This window comes from Komagataeibacter xylinus (assembly GCF_031081985.1).
GTDB classification, from domain to species: Bacteria; Pseudomonadota; Alphaproteobacteria; order Acetobacterales; family Acetobacteraceae; genus Komagataeibacter; species Komagataeibacter xylinus_E.
Genome location: NZ_JARWSK010000003.1, coordinates 244,472 through 259,394 on the forward strand (window position 1 = coordinate 244,472; position 14,923 = coordinate 259,394).

Genomic DNA, 14,923 nt, shown 5'->3' on the forward strand with positions numbered 1-14,923 from the left:
TGGAATGCGCTCAGGAATGGACCGGTTCACACGGCAGGTTTTTGGCCTTGACCTTCTCGCACACCGATGCGGCCTGCGCCTTGCTCAGCCCCTTGATGCGCAGGCGGTAGAATGTCTTGCCATCCCGCTCCACCTTGACGACGGCAGGCTGGTAAGGGCCGAACACGCTGGGGTAGCGGCTGAGCAGGCGGCTCCAGTTCTTGAGCGCCGCCTCCTGCGAATCAAGGGCGGCAAGCTGCACGCCATAGGCGCCATTGCCCTCATTGAGCGCGCGCGGCACCGGCGGCGGCAGGGTCGCGGGGGCTTCCTCCTCGGCCTGCCTTGCCGGTTCCGCGGGCTTGCGGGCGGCCTCCTGCGGGGCGGGCTCGGGCTGGGCGGCAGGCTGCTCGGCGGGGGCGGCGGCGGTCGCAGCCGGCGGGGGCGCATTGCCGGCATCGGCGCTGTCGCCGCCCGGTGGCGGGGCGTATTGCCGGGCCATGGCATCGGGCTGGGGCTGCTCGGGCGGGGGGGAGAGGCGCATCACGCCGCCATCAGCCGCCATGCCATCGCCCGCGCCCAGAATCTGCATGCCACCCGGATCAGCAGGCTTGACGCGCACCGGCCCCGGCGGCGGACCGAGCACCGCGATGCCGCCTTCATGGTGGCCGAACAAAGACCACCCGCCAATCGCCAGGACCAGAATGCCGCCAAGACCTGCCGCGCCATAGACCAGCTTGCGCGTGAGCGGGTCATCGCCCAGCAGGTTGCTGCCCGCAAGGCGGGCCAGCAGGGCCTTTAAAGCGGTGCCGCCCCGGCCACCACGGGCAGGCTGGCGCGGGCCGATGTCATCCGCCGGCTCCATGGGCGAGCGCGTGTTCAGGTCGGGGTTGGAATCAGTCCCCATGCGCTCGCGCGTGGCCGGGCGCTCGGCATAGGGATCGGGTGCTGCGGGGTTATTCCGAAGATCATCGGAACCACCATTGCGCGGCGGGGTATCGTCAGGACTCATCGCATCTCCTCGACCGGCTGCACGCCGAGCACGTTCAGGCCCGAACGCAGCACGGTTGCCGTCGCCTCGACAAGGGCGAGTTTCGTGCGGGTTGCGGCCACGTCATCTTCCTGCACGAAGCGCAGGGTCGTGTCATCCTTGCCCCGGTTCCACAATGCATGGAAATCGGAGGCCAGTTCATTGAGATAGAACGCAATGCGGTGCGGCTCATGCGCGCTCGCCGCCGACTCGACCATGCGCGGCCACTGCGCCATGCGCTGCAGGAGCGCCAGTTCCGCATCGGCCGTAAGCCCCGACAGGTCGGCCGTTGCAAGTTCGGCAGGCGTGAGGCCGCCGGGCAGCCTGCCCGCATTGGCAAGACCCGCTGCCGCCCGCAGCACCGAGCAGCAGCGCGCATGGGCGTACTGCACGTAGAACACCGGGTTGTCGCGGCTCTGGGCCACGACCTGGTCGAGGTCGAACTCCATCTGCGCATCGGCCTTGCGGGTGAGCATGGTAAAGCGCACCGCGTCACGCCCCACCTCGTCAATCAGGTCGCGCAGGGTCACGAACGTGCCCGCGCGCTTGGACATGCGCACCGGCTGCCCATCGCGCACGATGCGCACGATCTGGCACAAAAGCACGTCAAGCACCGGGCGGCCATCGGTGGCCAGTGCCGCAACGGCAGCCTTCATGCGCGTGACGTAACCGCCATGATCCGCACCCCATACATCGACCAGCACGTCAGCGCCCCGGCGGATCTTGTCGGCATGGTAGCCAATGTCATTGGCGAAATAGGTGTTCGAGCCATCGGACTTGCGCAGCGGGCGATCGACATCATCGCCAAATTCGGTGGAGCGGAACAGGGTCTGGGGGCGGGCTTCCCAGTCATCGGGCAGCTTGCCCTTGGGGGGCTCGAGCACGCCTTCGTAGATCAGGCCCTTTTCCTCGAGCTTTTTGATGGCGCGGTCGGTCTCGCCATCTGCCAGGATCTTTGCCTCGCTGGTGAACACGTCATGATGCACGCCGAGGGCTGCGAGATCCTCGCGGATCATGCCCATCATGGTATCGACCGCCTCTTTCTTCACGGTCTCGAGCCACAGGGCGGGATCGGCCGGCTTCAGGCCGGGGGCGGCGAGGCTGTCGCCATGCTTTTTGGCCAGCGCCTCGCCCACGGGCACGAGGTAGTCACCGCCGTACTGGATCGCGCCACCGGGCACGACGGCTGCAAATTCCTCCTGTGTCACGGTGGTGTGCAGCGCCTGCAGGTAGCGCCAGTACGCAGCCCAGGCCAGCGCGATCACCTGCGCACCGGCATCGTTGATGTAATATTCCTTCGTGACCGCATAGCCCGCCTTGGCCAGCAGGTTGGCCAGCACGTCACCCACCACGGCGCCACGGCAATGGCCCACATGCATCGGCCCCGTGGGGTTGGCCGAGACATATTCCACGTTCACCTTCACCCCGTTCCCTGCGGTGCTGGTGCCGTAGGCCTCGCCCGCCTGCAGCACGTCACGCGCCACGGCCTGCCATACGGCGGGGGCAAGGCGCATGTTGACAAAGCCCGGCCCCGCCACCTCGGCCTGCGCAATGCCGGGCACGGAGGCCAGCGCCGTGACCAGTTCACCCGCGATCTCGGCAGGGCGGCGGCGGGCCGCCTTGGAGATGACAAGCGCCGCATTGGTGGCAAGGTCGCCATGGGCGGGGTCGCGGGTGGGCGTGACCTCGACGCGCTCAAGGGCTGCTGGGGGCAGGTCGGGCATGATGGTGCGCAACGCATCGCGCACATGCGTGAGGTAAAGGGCGAACAGACTGTCTGACATGCGGCTTGGTTTCCCAACAGATAACGGTAACAGGCCCTGTGGCCCGGCATGGTATGGCCCGCCGGCATCGCGCAGGAGCGGTGGCGGGCGGAAGATCGTGCTGCGCGTGTTTCACCCCGGCGAGGACAGGTCCGTCAACCGTCGATACGCCTCAATAGTGCAGCGACCGGTCATGGCGGCACTATAATCGGCCACCACCCGGCATGCACCTGCCATATCACCCGCCGCGCGGGCGCCATCGGGCCGCAGGCTCATGTCATGCGCAAGGATGGCCAGGGCGCGATTCGACCCCAAGCCGGGCCTTGCGCGCCCTGCGCCTGGCGGGACGCGAAACGCGCGATGGGACTGCATCGGCCCGATCCGGCCCATGGCCTGCGCGTTGGGAACGCGGCGGATGGCGGCAGCCACCGGCATGGAGCCTGCCACGGGCCGTAGCGGTCTGGACAGCGTAGGGTGCAGTGCTCATATAGGATCAGGACCAAGCCATGGATGAAACGGTAAAGGCCATACTGCCGCACATCCATAACCCGCCCGTAGCCCGCAGCCAACATGAACTGGCCCCGGCCTGCGGGCACAGATCATGGTGAAACCCGATGTCCACGCCCCCTTCCCCCCCGGCCGAGATGTTTTGCGTATCGGATTCGGCAGCCCATCGCCTGCGCGAGATCCTTGATGAACAGCCTGCCAGCCCCACGGGCGAGCCAGCCCTGCGGGTTGCGGTCGAGGCGGGTGGCTGCAACGGCTTTCAATATAAATTCGCGCTTGAGCCCGAAACCCGGACCGATGACATCGTCATTGCCGCAGGCACTGCCCGCGTGCTCGTTGACCCCGCCAGCATGGACCTGCTGAGGGGGGCCGTGCTCGATTTTGATGACAGCCTGATGGGCGCGCATTTCACGGTGCGCAATCCGCAGGCGGCCTCCTCGTGCGGGTGTGGCACCAGCTTCTCGGTGGAATGATGAAATTCGTTACCTGGAACGTCAATTCCATCCGCCAGCGCCTTGAGCATGTGCTTGACTACCTTGCCCGCGAGCAGCCCGACGTGCTGGCCTTGCAGGAGATCAAGTGCGCCACCGAAATCTTCCCCGCCGATGCCTTCAGGGCCGTGGGCTATGACAGCATCGTGGTGGGGCAGAAAAGCTATAACGGCGTGGCCATTCTCACGCGCCTGCCGCATGAGGTCACCCACACCGCCCTGCCCGGCTGGGAAACCGACCCGCCGCAGGCCCGCTACGTGGAAATTCGCGCAGGCGGGGTGATTTTTGGCAATCTTTACCTGCCCAACGGCAATTCCGGCGGCAGTGCGGGCTACGACTCCAAGCTTGCCTTCATGGATGCCCTTGCGCTGCACGCCCACGCCATGCTCGCGGCCGGGCAGGATTTCGTGCTGCTGGGCGACTACAATGTCTGCCCCACCGATGAGGACTGCGCGCCCGGCGCGCTTGCGCCCGATGATGCGCTGCTGCGCCCGGCCACCCGTGCGGCCTTCCGCCGCCTGCTCTGGCTGGGCCTGACCGATGCGCTGCGCGCGCTGCACCCGACGGGGCGCTTTTATACGTTCTGGGATTACCAGGCCGCTGCCTGGCAGCGTGACAGCGGGCTGCGCATCGACCATGCCCTGCTCTCGCCCCGCATGGCCGAACGGCTGCTGACTGCCCTGCCCGCGCGCGATGAACGCGGCAAGGCCCAGCCATCGGACCACGTGCCGCTGGCCGTTACAGTGGCTTGTGCTGCGGACTGAGCGGGGCTGCTGACGGGCAGTGATCGGGCACGGGTAGCAGCCGGAACTCGCGCAACGTGCCCGCGAGCCTGAACTGCCCGAAATCAAGATCAAGCCGGTCGGCCACGCCGTTGGGAAAATAGCGCATGCCCTGCTCGAATATCGGCCCCATGTCGCGCGTGGTGGGGTTGTAATAGGCAATATGCACCCGCTGCGCCCCAAGGGGGGCAAGGGCTGCAAACGGCGTTGCCACCGGCGGCGCCTCGCGCGCAAGCAGCAGCACATAGGTGTTCAGCGCCCCGGTCTCGACCGTGCCATCGAACAGGGGCGGTGCGATCTCGGTCTGGCCTGCCTGGCCCGCCGCGATCACGCTGGCGGTATGCGCCACGGGGAACAGCGTGCCTGCGGGCAGCGCCACGTCATGCACGCCGGGCGCGGTATAATGCACCCTGCCGCCCGTGGGGCGCATATGGGCCTCGCCTGCTATGCGCGGGCTGGGCTGGCCGTTTTCGCTCTGGTCGGCGCGGAAGATGAGGGATGAGCCATCCTTGTCCTCCAGCACCGCGTAATCGGAATCGCTGTCATGCTCGTCCCCTTCGCGACCCACGCTGCGCACATGCAGTTGCTGCTGGGTGGACCAGGCCGTGCACATGTCAGACAGCACGAAGGTCAGCCTGCCCTCCGCCGTCACCACATCGCCATTGCCCACGGCGGAAAGGACAAGATCATACACCGCCCGATGCGCCGCCATTGCCACGGGCGGGGCAGCATGCGCCGGGCCATGCCACAGCCCCATGGCCACCATGGCCGCGATCACGCCACGCTGATACGCCCGCCGCACCCTCATGCGGCGCGCCGTGAGGGAGGAGTCCTTCACGGCGTGCATGACGCTCAGTCCTTCTTCTGGCCGGGCTTGGGGCGCGGCAGGTCGAGGGCGAGCGAGAGCTCCTTGAGCCGCTGCGGCTCGACGGGGGCAGGCGCGCCCATCATCAGGTCCTCGCCCTGCTGGTTGAGCGGGAACAGGATCACCTCGCGGATGTTCGGCTCATCGGCAAGCAGCATCACGATGCGGTCCACGCCCGGTGCCGAGCCACCATGCGGCGGCGCGCCATAGCGGAAGGCGTTGAGCATGCCGCCAAAGCGGGCCTCGACCTCGCTGGCCGGGTAGCCTGCGATCTCGAAGGCGCGGATCATCACATCGGGCTGGTGGTTACGGATGGCACCTGAGGAGAGTTCGATGCCGTTGCACACGATATCGTACTGATAGGCCTTGATGGTCAGCGGGTCCTGGTTCTGGAGCGCGTCCATACCCCCCTGCGGCATGGAGAACGGGTTGTGCGAGAAGTCGATCTCGCCCGTTTCCTCATTGCGCTCGTACATCGGGAAGTCCGTGATCCAGCAGAAGCGGAAGGCGTTCTGTTCGATCAGGTCGAGTTCGGTCGCAACCCGCGTGCGCACGGCACCCGAGAACTTGACCATCTCATCGCCCTTGCCCGCCACGAAGAACACAGCGTCACCCGCCTTGAGGCCGGTTTTGGCGCGGATGGCCTCGATGCGCTCGGCCTCGAGGTTCTTGGCGATCGGCCCCTTGCCGCCTTCTTCAGCGAAGATGATGTAGCCCAGCCCGCCAGCACCGGACTCACGCGCCCAGTTATTGAGCTTGTCAAAGAACGCACGCGGGCGGTCACCCGCACCGGGGGCGGGAATGGCGCGGATCTGGCCACCGTCGGCTGCGATGCGGGCAAACAGGCCAAAGCCGGACCCGGCAAACGCCTCGGTCACATCCGAGAGTTTGAGCGGGTTGCGCAGGTCGGGCTTGTCGCTGCCATAGACTTCCATGGCCGTGGCGTAGGGAATGCGCTCGAACGGCCCCTCACTCACGATGCGGCCACCGCCGAACTCGCGGAACACGCCTTCCATCACCGGCTCGAGGGTTGCGAACACGTCTTCCTGTGTTGCGAACGCCATCTCGAAATCAAGCTGGTAGAACTCACCGGGCGAGCGGTCAGCGCGCGCCGCTTCATCACGGAAGCACGGCGCAATCTGGAAATAGCGGTCAAACCCCGCCACCATGGCCAACTGCTTGAACTGCTGCGGGGCCTGCGGCAGGGCGTAGAACTTGCCCGGATGCATGCGCGCGGGCACGAGGAAGTCACGCGCGCCCTCGGGCGACGACGCGGTCAGGATCGGGGTCTGGAACTCGACAAAGCCAAGGTCCGTCATGCGCTTGCGCAGGCTCGCGATCACCTGCGCACGCAGCATGATGTTGCGGTGCACCTTCTCGCGCCGCAGGTCGATATAGCGGTAGGTCAGGCGCAGGTCTTCGGGGTAGTGCTCGTTGCCCGCCACCTGCAGCGGCAGCACGTCGGCGCTGGACTGCACCTCGATCTCGCGCGCGCGCAGTTCGATCTCGCCGGTGGGCAGGTTGGGGTTCTTGGTCGCGCCATCGCGCAGCACTACTTCACCCGTCACGGTCAGCACGCTTTCCACGCGCACGCGCTCGGCTGTTTCCAGCACGGGGGAGCCTGCGGGGATCACGATCTGCGTCATGCCGAAATGGTCGCGCAGGTCAATGAACAGCAGGCCGCCATGATCGCGCTTGGAGTGTACCCATCCGGAAAGGCGGGCCGTCTGCCCGGCATCGGCAGCCCGCAGGGCCGCGCAGCTATGGGTACGATAGGGATGCATGCTCTTGTCCTGATTCTACCAGATTGGGGGGCGCGCCCACAAAGAGCCGCACCCGGTTGCAGGCGCGACAAAGCCAATCCCGCCCGCGCCTGTCAAGGTCATAGCTGCATGGCCCCGGCATGCGGGGCCATGCTCACACGTATTCGGGGAAGAGGTCGCACAGGCCATCAGCCGTGGCGGGGCAGCGCCCACGCTCGGTAATCAGGCCGGTCACGAGGCGCGCGGGGGTCACGTCAAAGGCCGGGTTGGCGGCCCTGCTGCCATCGGGCACAAGCTGCACGCCTGTCACGCGGCCTTCCGCATCCCGGCCCTGGATATGGGTGACTTCGCGGCCATTACGCTCCTCGATGGGAATTTCCTTCACACCGTCACTGATGGTCCAGTCGATGGTGGTCGATGGCAGAGCCACCCAGAAGGGCACGTTATTGTCACGCGCCGCCAGCGCCTTGAGGTAGGTGCCGATCTTGTTGGCCACATCACCCGTGCGGGTCACACGGTCGGTGCCCACGATCACGAGGTCCACCTGGCCATGCTGCATCAGGTGGCCGCCAGCGTTATCGGCAATGACCGTGTGCTTCACGCCATGGCGGCCAAGCTCCCACGCGGTGAGCGAGGCCCCCTGGTTGCGCGGGCGGGTTTCATCCACCCACACATGCACGTCAATGCCACGGTCATGCGCCATGTAGATGGGCGCAAGGGCGGTGCCCCAGTCCACGGTTGCAATCCAGCCCGCGTTGCAGTGGGTGAGGATATTGACCGGGCCGGGGCGGCGGGCGGCGATCTCCTCGATCAGTTCCAGCCCCTGCCGCCCAATGGCCTCGTTCTGGATCACGTCTTCATCGCAGATGCGCCCGGCCTCGTCATAGGCGGCGGCCACGCGGTCGGCCTGCGGCGTGGTGCGCAGGCGGGTGAGCATGCGCCTGATGGCCCAGGCCAGGTTGACCGCCGTGGGCCGCGTGGCCGCAAGCAATGCCGCGTCACGTTCCATGGCTTCATCGCTGCTGTCATGGCGCAGGGCCAGCGCCAGCCCGTAGGCGGCCACGGCGCCGATCAGCGGCGCGCCACGCACCTGCATGGTGCGGATGGCATGGGCCACCTGATCGCGCTCGGTCAGGCGCAGGATGTCAAGCGACCAGGGCAGACGGGTCTGGTCAAAGATATGGACCGACCAGCCATCATCCACATCCACCCAGACGCTGCGATACGGGACGTTATCAATTTTCATATAAGATTTGCCGCCATCCAAAAACCGGAACACATAAAAGGGCGTGTAGGGAAGCATCCGACCGGACCATGTTCAAGGCCCTACTGCATGAATACTTTGAATAAACCCGCAGTTGCGGTTTTTCTGCCATAAGGCAGCAACCCGTGCCCGCATGCATTGCATCATACAGGCCATCAGCCCGCAGGGCTACCCGCCCGGCTGAAGCCTTGAAAAAAGAACATCCCGCCATGCGGGGCGCATGGCGGGATGGTGATGATGTATCAAGTCGGCGCGGGGCCGGTTCAGCCCTGCGGGCCGTCCGTCAGCGGCAGGCGCGTGAGGATCGTGGTCAGGCGCTGGGCGAAGCCGGTGGGGTCCTTCGGGCTTTCGCCGTCCTGAATCCGGGCCATGTCCATCAGCGTCAGCGCAATATCCTGCACCGGGTCGCCATTCTTCACGCGGGTGGCGAGATCAGCAATCAGCGGATGGGCGGGGTTGACCTGCAGCACCGGCGCCGTGTCGGGCACCTGCTGGCCGCTGCGCTTCATCAGGCGGATCATCTGCAGGTCCGGCCCGGATTCGGGTGCGGCCAGCACCACGGCGCTGTTGACGAGGCGGTTGGTGCCCTTCACGTCGGACACCGCATCGCCCAGTGCTTCCTTCAGCGCGGGGATCACGACTTCCAGCGCATCCTTTTCAGCCTGCGTTTCCTCCGGCGCGCCGAACTTTTCAAGATCGGTGTGGAACTGGCTGATATTGCGGATGGGCACGTCCTTGTACACACCCAGGCGCTCGGGCCAGAAGGAGTCCACCGGGTCGGACAGCAGCAGCACCTCGATGCCGCGCGCGCGGAAGCCCTCGAGCTGCGGCGATGAGGGCAGCATTTCCGTGCGGTCGCCGGTCAGGTAGTAAATGGCTTCCTGCTCGGGCTTCTTGCGCTCAAGGTAGGCATCGAGCGTGGTCCAGCCTTCCTGCGTGCTGGAGCGGAAACGGGCGATGGCCGCAAGCTCGGTGCGGTGGGTTGCGTCGTCCCAGATGCCTTCCTTGAAGGTGGGGCCGAAATTGTCCCAGAACGTCTCGAAATCCGCTTCATTCTTGCTGCGGGTCTTGAGTTCGGAGATCACGCGGTTGGTCACGGCCTTGCGGATGCGCGCCAGCACCGGGGTGGCCTGCAGCATCTCGCGCGAGACATTGAGCGGCAGGTCCTCGGTATCGACCACGCCAGTTACAAAACGCAGCCACGGCGGCAGCAGCCCGGCATCATCGGTAATGAACATACGGCGCACATGCAGGCGGATCTGGCTCTCGCGCACCGGCTCGGCGAACTCGAAGGGCTTGCTGCCGGGAATGAACAGCAGCGCCGAGAACTCCATCGTGCCTTCGGCATGCCAGTGCAGCGTGGCCCAGGGCGTGTCGAAGTTGTGGCTCACATGGCGGTAGAACTCGTTGAGCTGCTCTTCATCAATCTCGCCACGCGGCTTGCGCCACAGAGCGGTGCCCTTGTTGGCCGAGGTTTCCTCGCCATCATCCTTGACGATGGTGATCGGCCACGAAATGTGGTCGGCCCATTTGCGCACGATGCTTTCAAGCTGCCACGAATCGAGGAAGTCATTCGCATCTTCCTTGATGTGCAGGATGATGTCGGTGCCCGCCTTCTCCCGCGTGGCGGGGCTGATGGTGTAGTTGCCCTTGCCGGTGGAGGACCAGCACCAGGCCTCGTCACTGCCCGCGCGGCGCGAAATTACGTCCACTTTGTCCGCCACCATGAAGGCGGCATAGAAGCCCACGCCGAACTGGCCGATCAGGCTCGGCTTGTCCTCGGGCTTGGCATTGGCCAGTTCCTCGCCAAAGGCGCGGGTGCCGGAGCGGGCGATGGTGCCGAGGTTGCGGGCAAGGTCTTCCTTGCTCATGCCCGCGCCATCATCGCTGATGGTCAGCAGGCGGGCATCCTTGTTGGGGTTGATGCGGATCTTGGCATCTTCGGGCAGGGCGCGCGCACCGTCGGTCAGGGCCTCGAAACGGCGCTTGTCGGTGGCATCCGCCGCGTTGGCGACGAGTTCGCGCAGGAAGATTTCACGCTCGGAATAGAGCGCATGCACCACAAGGTCGAGCAGGCGGCCGACCTCGGCGCTGAATTCATGCTGTTCGCCCGTGGCTTCGGGCGGGGTCGTGGTGGTCTGTTCCGTCATGGCTTATCCAGTCTGTCTGTTACGATGCATCAGGTTACAATTTGTATTGGATATGGAAATCCCGGTCGGTTTTTCAATGGCCTGCCTGCGGGTTGCGTGAACGCTGCCCGGGCGGGGATCTGGGGTTCGTTGGCCCTGCCAGACGCCGCCTTTTTGAAAAAAGGCGGTGCCCAAAAACTTTTACTACTTTATCAAGCCGTTGTTTTTGAATGATTCAGTCAAAATCCGTGGGCAGGTCGGGGTTGGCGGCGTGTTCGAACATGCGGATCAACTGGCTGGGAAGGACGCGGCCAAGCGACAGGTCGGTGGGCAGGCTGTCGGCTGCAAACCAGCCAATCTCCGATGTTTCGATACTGGTCTCGGCGCTACCCCCAGTCAGTTCGCAGATGAAATAGAGCGTGCAGCATGAAAACGGTCCCGGCGGGTGGCCCTGCCGGTCGCGGTCCCACACGGCGGCAAGCTTGGTCACGCGCACGTCAAACCCGCTTTCCTCGCGCACTTCCTTTACCGTGTTTTCCACCGGGGTCAGATTCACATCCGCCCAGCCGCCCGGCAGGGTCCAGCGGTCATGGTCCAGCACCTCGCGCACCAGCAGCATGCGGCCCTGCGCGTCAAACACGGCGGCGCGCACCACCAGCTTGGGCGTGGCATAACCGTCCTGATCACTGAACAGGTCCAGCACGCGCTGCATGTCGGCCTGACTGCCCGCGGCCATCATGTCGGCTGCGATCTGCCTTATGCTTTCATAGCGTTCGCGGTCGAACGGGCTTTCGGCATAGGTCAGGCCACTCTGGGCCAACGCCTGCAGGTCGCGGGCCCAGATGAGCCATTGCGGGGTTGTCATGCGTTTTCTCCTTGTGGCGTCCAGCCGGGCGGGGCCAGTTCAAACTGGCTGAAAACAAAGGCGGGCGCCACCTGGCAGCCCATCAGGCTCCAGGCCCCCTCGCTCCGGGCCGCCTGCCATGCCCCCGGCGGCACCACCGCCTGCAGCACCTGCCCCCGCGTGGGCAGCGGGCCGAGCACGATCCGCTCGATCGGCGCGCCCTGCCCTGCCGCGATTTCAAGCACAAGCGGGCTGCCACCCTGCCAGCACCAGATCTCGGCCGCATCAACACGGTGCCAGTGCGAGCGCTCGCCCGCCGCCAGCAGGAAGCTGATGGTCGAGACCGCGCCACGCGGGCCATCGGCGGGAGTGTCGCGCCATATCTCGCGGTAGCTGCCGCCTTCGGGGTGGGGTTGCAGGCCCAGTACTTGCCGCACGGTCTCGGCAGGCGTGTTGGGGTCGCGCAAATCTGTCATGGGGGTTGTGGCTCCGGTCATGATCGCATGCTCCGGCGTAGCCCTCCTGCCGCCAGGCTGCAAACGGCAGGGGAACAGAGAATAAAAGTTTCCGGGTGCCGCCTTTTTTCAAAAAGGCAGCGTTCTTTAAAGCTTTTTGGGAAAAAGCTTCATCTCTGGCCCTGAGGCGTAAAAGCGAGGGTCTGGTCGGTATAGGTTTCCACCACCTCGCTGAACGGACGGCCCTGCCCATTACGCAGTACCGCGCGCTGGCGCACGATTTCAGCCGGAGCCACGATCATCGTGCCGCCCTGCCCTGTAACCGGTCCCGGCCACGGCGACCACAGCCGCGTAAACTCCAGCCGCTCGCGCGTAAAGTGCAGGGGCGCCACCACATGGCCGAAGGATGTGTCGGTTTCCTCCAGCGTGGCGTTCATCTGCGGGGTCAGCAAGGCGGGCACATACCAGTTATCCGCAACCGAAAGCACATATGGCCCGCAGGCCAATCGCACCTGCCGGTGCTGCACCGGTTGCGCAGCACTTACGCCCAGATCGGCCCGCACCCGCGCGGGCACGGGGTCGGGCTGCGGCAGGGCGACCTTCTGCGCCACGACAACGGGGCGTGCTGCCATATGGTGGGTAGCGCACCAGTCCTCCAGCGCCAGCGTGGCGCTGGGGTGGGTGAGCAGGGTTATTTCCAGTTCCTGCACGCTCATCATCAGGCGCGCGCGCTCGGCTGGCGTATCGGACCATGAAAGGCTGGCCGCCAGCATGGGGCTGGCAGGCAGCAGGCCAGCCCCCATTATCGCCGCTACACATACCCCCCTGCCCATGACATCCACCCTCAGGGCGCCATGGTCCGGCCATGGAGGTGCATGGTGGCCTGCTGGCTGTCATCCGTAGCAGAGGATGCAAGCCATACGCGGAAGGTGCCCGACGGCACGCTCCACCGGTCGTGTTTGCCATCGAAATGCGCCAGCAGGCGCGGATCAATCTGCACCGAAACCTGGCGGCTCTCGCCCGGCGCCAGGCTGATACGCTGCCAGCCTGCCAGGCGGCGCGCGCCGCCATCGGGCAGGCCGACATAGACCTGCGGCACATCCACGCCCGCACGCGTGCCGGTATTGCGCACGTTGAACGTAGCCGTCACCTGCCCGTGGCGTTCAGCCACCTTCAGCCCATCGGTGCTGAATGTGGTGTAGGTCAGGCCATAACCGAACGGGTAAAGCGGCTTGAAATGGTTGCGGTCGAACCAGCGGTAACCGACATCGCTGCCTTCGTCATAAACCAGTTCCTGATCGGTGTGGAACTGCATCTCGAACACGTTATCTGCTGTAACGCCTGCAATATCGGGGTGGGCCAACTGCGATTCCGCCTGCGGGAAGGTCATGGTCAGGTGGCCCGAGGGCGCAACCTTGCCAAACAGCAGCCGCGCAATGGCCGGACCACCGCCAGAACCAGGGAACCATGCCTCAAGCACGCCCGCAACACTGTTGTTCCACGGCATCAGCACCGGATCGCCGGTTTCCATCACCACCACCGTGCGCGGGTTGGCGGCGGCCACTGCCGTAATCAGCGCATCGGCATTGTCATCAAGGTGCATGCTCGGCGCATCCATCCCCTCGAAGGTGAACTGCGTGGCGTACACCACCACCACGTCGGCCGCCCGCGCCGCCCGCACGGCAGAGGCGATATTGGTGCCGGAATCATAAGTGATCCGGGCGTTCGGCGCCTCGGCCTTCATGGCCCTGAGCGGCGAGGACGGGAAATAGACCGGATCGCCCGGCCATTCCTTCTTGCCCGGCCCCTTCACGGCCTCGCCCCCGATGGGTTCGACCTGGCTCGAACCCCCGCCAGAAATCACGCCCGCATCAGCATGCCCCCCAATGACAGCAATGCGCGCGGTGGGCGAAAGCGGCAGGATGTTGCCCTGGTTGCGCAGCAGGACCGCGCCTTCCTCCTCGTCCTTCTGGGCCACGAGGGTGTCGGTCACGACATCAAGCGGGCTGCGTTGTGGCTGATGGTCCACCAGCCCCACAGCAAACAGCGAGCGGACAATGCGCTGCGCCATGTCGTTGATGCGCGCTTCCGGCACGCGGCCTGCCTTCACATCGGCTGCAAGCAGGGTGCGGAAATAGGGCCGGGCATCGGTATGGTCACCCGCCGATTCCTGATCCAGCCCCGCCAGCGCCGCGCGCGCGGAGGAATGCGTCCCCCCCCAGTCGGACATGACAAAGCCGGGATAGTGCCAGTCCTGCTTCAGTGTGCTGGTCAGCAGGTAGGGGTTTTCACACGCATACAGGTCGTTCACGCGGTTATACGAGCACATGACTGCGCCGGGATGCCCGGTTTCAAGCGCGATCTCGAAACCGAGCAGGTCGCTCTCGCGCATGGCCACAGGGTCGATATCGGCACTCATGGTCATGCGCGAGGTTTCGAGGTCGTTCATCGCGTAATGCTTGAGCGTGGAGATCACATGCTGCGACTGCACGCCCGCAATGGTGCTGCCCACCATGCGCCCGGTCTGCAGCGGATCCTCGCCCGCATATTCAAAGTTGCGGCCGCCACGCGGGTCGCGCGTCAGGTTGGCGCCGCCGCCAAGCAGGATGTTGAAGCCGCTCTGCCACGCTTCGCGCCCGATCATGACACCGGCCTGCCGCGCCATGTCCATATCCCACGTGCTGGCCGTGGACAGCCCGGACGGCAGGGAGACCGCCGCGCCATTCTTGCGGATATGCGCCGGGTTGCGCACGCCAAGCCCTGCATCCGAAATCTGCAGGTCTGGCAGGCCCGACCCCTTGGGCGCGCGCAGGTAAGCCGCCGAACCCAGCCCCCCCGGAGGCGCCACGCTGCCATTGAAGCCACCACCATCAACGCTGAACAGCAGGGACATCTTGTCCTCAAGGCTCATGGTGGCGAGCAGTTGCCGCGCCCGACTATCGGCCGGGTCGCCTCCACCATCATGCGCATGCCGCGCAAAAGCGGGTGCCTGGGCCAGGGCCATGCCACACGCCACGGCGGATAACAGGAATATCTTGCGGGACAGTTTCATGT

The 14,923-nt window shown here is 65.5% G+C and carries 13 protein-coding genes; 2 read left to right on the top strand and 11 right to left on the bottom strand.

The features are described from left to right. Nucleotides 1-10: 10 nt before the first annotated feature. From QEG70_RS07315 to QEG70_RS07325, 3 genes are all read right to left on the bottom strand, one after another. Nucleotides 11-988, bottom strand: coding sequence for an SPOR domain-containing protein (locus QEG70_RS07315; protein ID WP_308720054.1), 978 nt, complete (start codon nt 986-988; stop codon nt 11-13). Further along, complete coding sequence (argS, locus tag QEG70_RS07320) at nt 985-2,790, bottom strand: arginine--tRNA ligase (protein WP_308720055.1); 1,806 nt, start codon at nt 2,788-2,790, stop codon at nt 985-987. The genes QEG70_RS07315 and argS overlap by 4 nt, the downstream gene beginning before the upstream one ends. A 111-nt stretch (nt 2,791-2,901) precedes the next feature. Then, complete coding sequence (locus tag QEG70_RS07325) at nt 2,902-3,216, bottom strand: hypothetical protein (protein ID WP_308720056.1); 315 nt, start codon at nt 3,214-3,216, stop codon at nt 2,902-2,904. Nucleotides 3,217-3,383: 167 nt separating this feature from the next. On the opposite strand from QEG70_RS07325, the gene QEG70_RS07330 reads away from it, so the two are divergent. Both QEG70_RS07330 and QEG70_RS07335 read left to right on the top strand, forming a co-directional pair. Further along, entirely contained in the window at nt 3,384-3,749 is a 366-nt protein-coding gene (locus tag QEG70_RS07330) for a HesB/IscA family protein (protein WP_308720057.1), read from the top strand. Further along, a complete protein-coding gene (locus tag QEG70_RS07335) occupies nt 3,746-4,531 on the top strand; it encodes an exodeoxyribonuclease III (RefSeq protein ID WP_308720058.1) in 786 nt (261 codons plus the stop codon). Before QEG70_RS07330 ends, QEG70_RS07335 begins: the two co-directional genes overlap by 4 nt. Here QEG70_RS07335 and QEG70_RS07340 read toward each other — a convergent pair. The 8 genes from QEG70_RS07340 to QEG70_RS07375 form a co-directional block, all read right to left on the bottom strand. After that, a complete protein-coding gene (locus QEG70_RS07340) occupies nt 4,506-5,396 on the bottom strand; it encodes an EipB family protein (protein ID WP_308720059.1) in 891 nt (296 codons plus the stop codon). The two genes, QEG70_RS07335 and QEG70_RS07340, sit on opposite strands and share 26 nt — an antisense overlap. A 5-nt stretch (nt 5,397-5,401) precedes the next feature. Continuing rightward, a complete protein-coding gene (gene aspS, locus QEG70_RS07345) occupies nt 5,402-7,198 on the bottom strand; it encodes an aspartate--tRNA ligase (protein WP_308720060.1) in 1,797 nt (598 codons plus the stop codon). A gap of 133 nt (nt 7,199-7,331) precedes the next feature. Continuing rightward, nucleotides 7,332-8,423, bottom strand: a complete 1,092-nt coding sequence (gene mtnA, locus QEG70_RS07350; RefSeq protein WP_308720061.1) for an S-methyl-5-thioribose-1-phosphate isomerase — start codon at nt 8,421-8,423, stop codon at nt 7,332-7,334. A gap of 281 nt (nt 8,424-8,704) precedes the next feature. Continuing rightward, the gene (htpG, locus tag QEG70_RS07355; RefSeq protein ID WP_308720062.1) at nt 8,705-10,591 is read right to left on the bottom strand and encodes a molecular chaperone HtpG; all 1,887 of its coding nucleotides are present in this window, start codon (nt 10,589-10,591) and stop codon (nt 8,705-8,707) included. A 214-nt stretch (nt 10,592-10,805) separates the two neighbouring features. After that, nucleotides 10,806-11,435: an NUDIX hydrolase gene (locus tag QEG70_RS07360; RefSeq protein WP_308720063.1), complete on the bottom strand. Its 630-nt coding sequence runs from the start codon at nt 11,433-11,435 to the stop codon at nt 10,806-10,808. Then, nucleotides 11,432-11,890, bottom strand: coding sequence for a cupin domain-containing protein (locus QEG70_RS07365; RefSeq protein WP_308720228.1), 459 nt, complete (start codon nt 11,888-11,890; stop codon nt 11,432-11,434). The genes QEG70_RS07360 and QEG70_RS07365 overlap by 4 nt, the downstream gene beginning before the upstream one ends. A gap of 149 nt (nt 11,891-12,039) precedes the next feature. Continuing rightward, on the bottom strand, nt 12,040-12,702 hold the full coding sequence (locus QEG70_RS07370; RefSeq protein ID WP_374762565.1) for a hypothetical protein: 663 nt from the start codon (nt 12,700-12,702) through the stop codon (nt 12,040-12,042). An 11-nt stretch (nt 12,703-12,713) separates the two neighbouring features. Beyond that, nucleotides 12,714-14,921: a beta-glucosidase family protein gene (locus QEG70_RS07375; RefSeq protein WP_308720065.1), complete on the bottom strand. Its 2,208-nt coding sequence runs from the start codon at nt 14,919-14,921 to the stop codon at nt 12,714-12,716. Between the last annotated feature and the right edge of the window lie 2 nt (nt 14,922-14,923).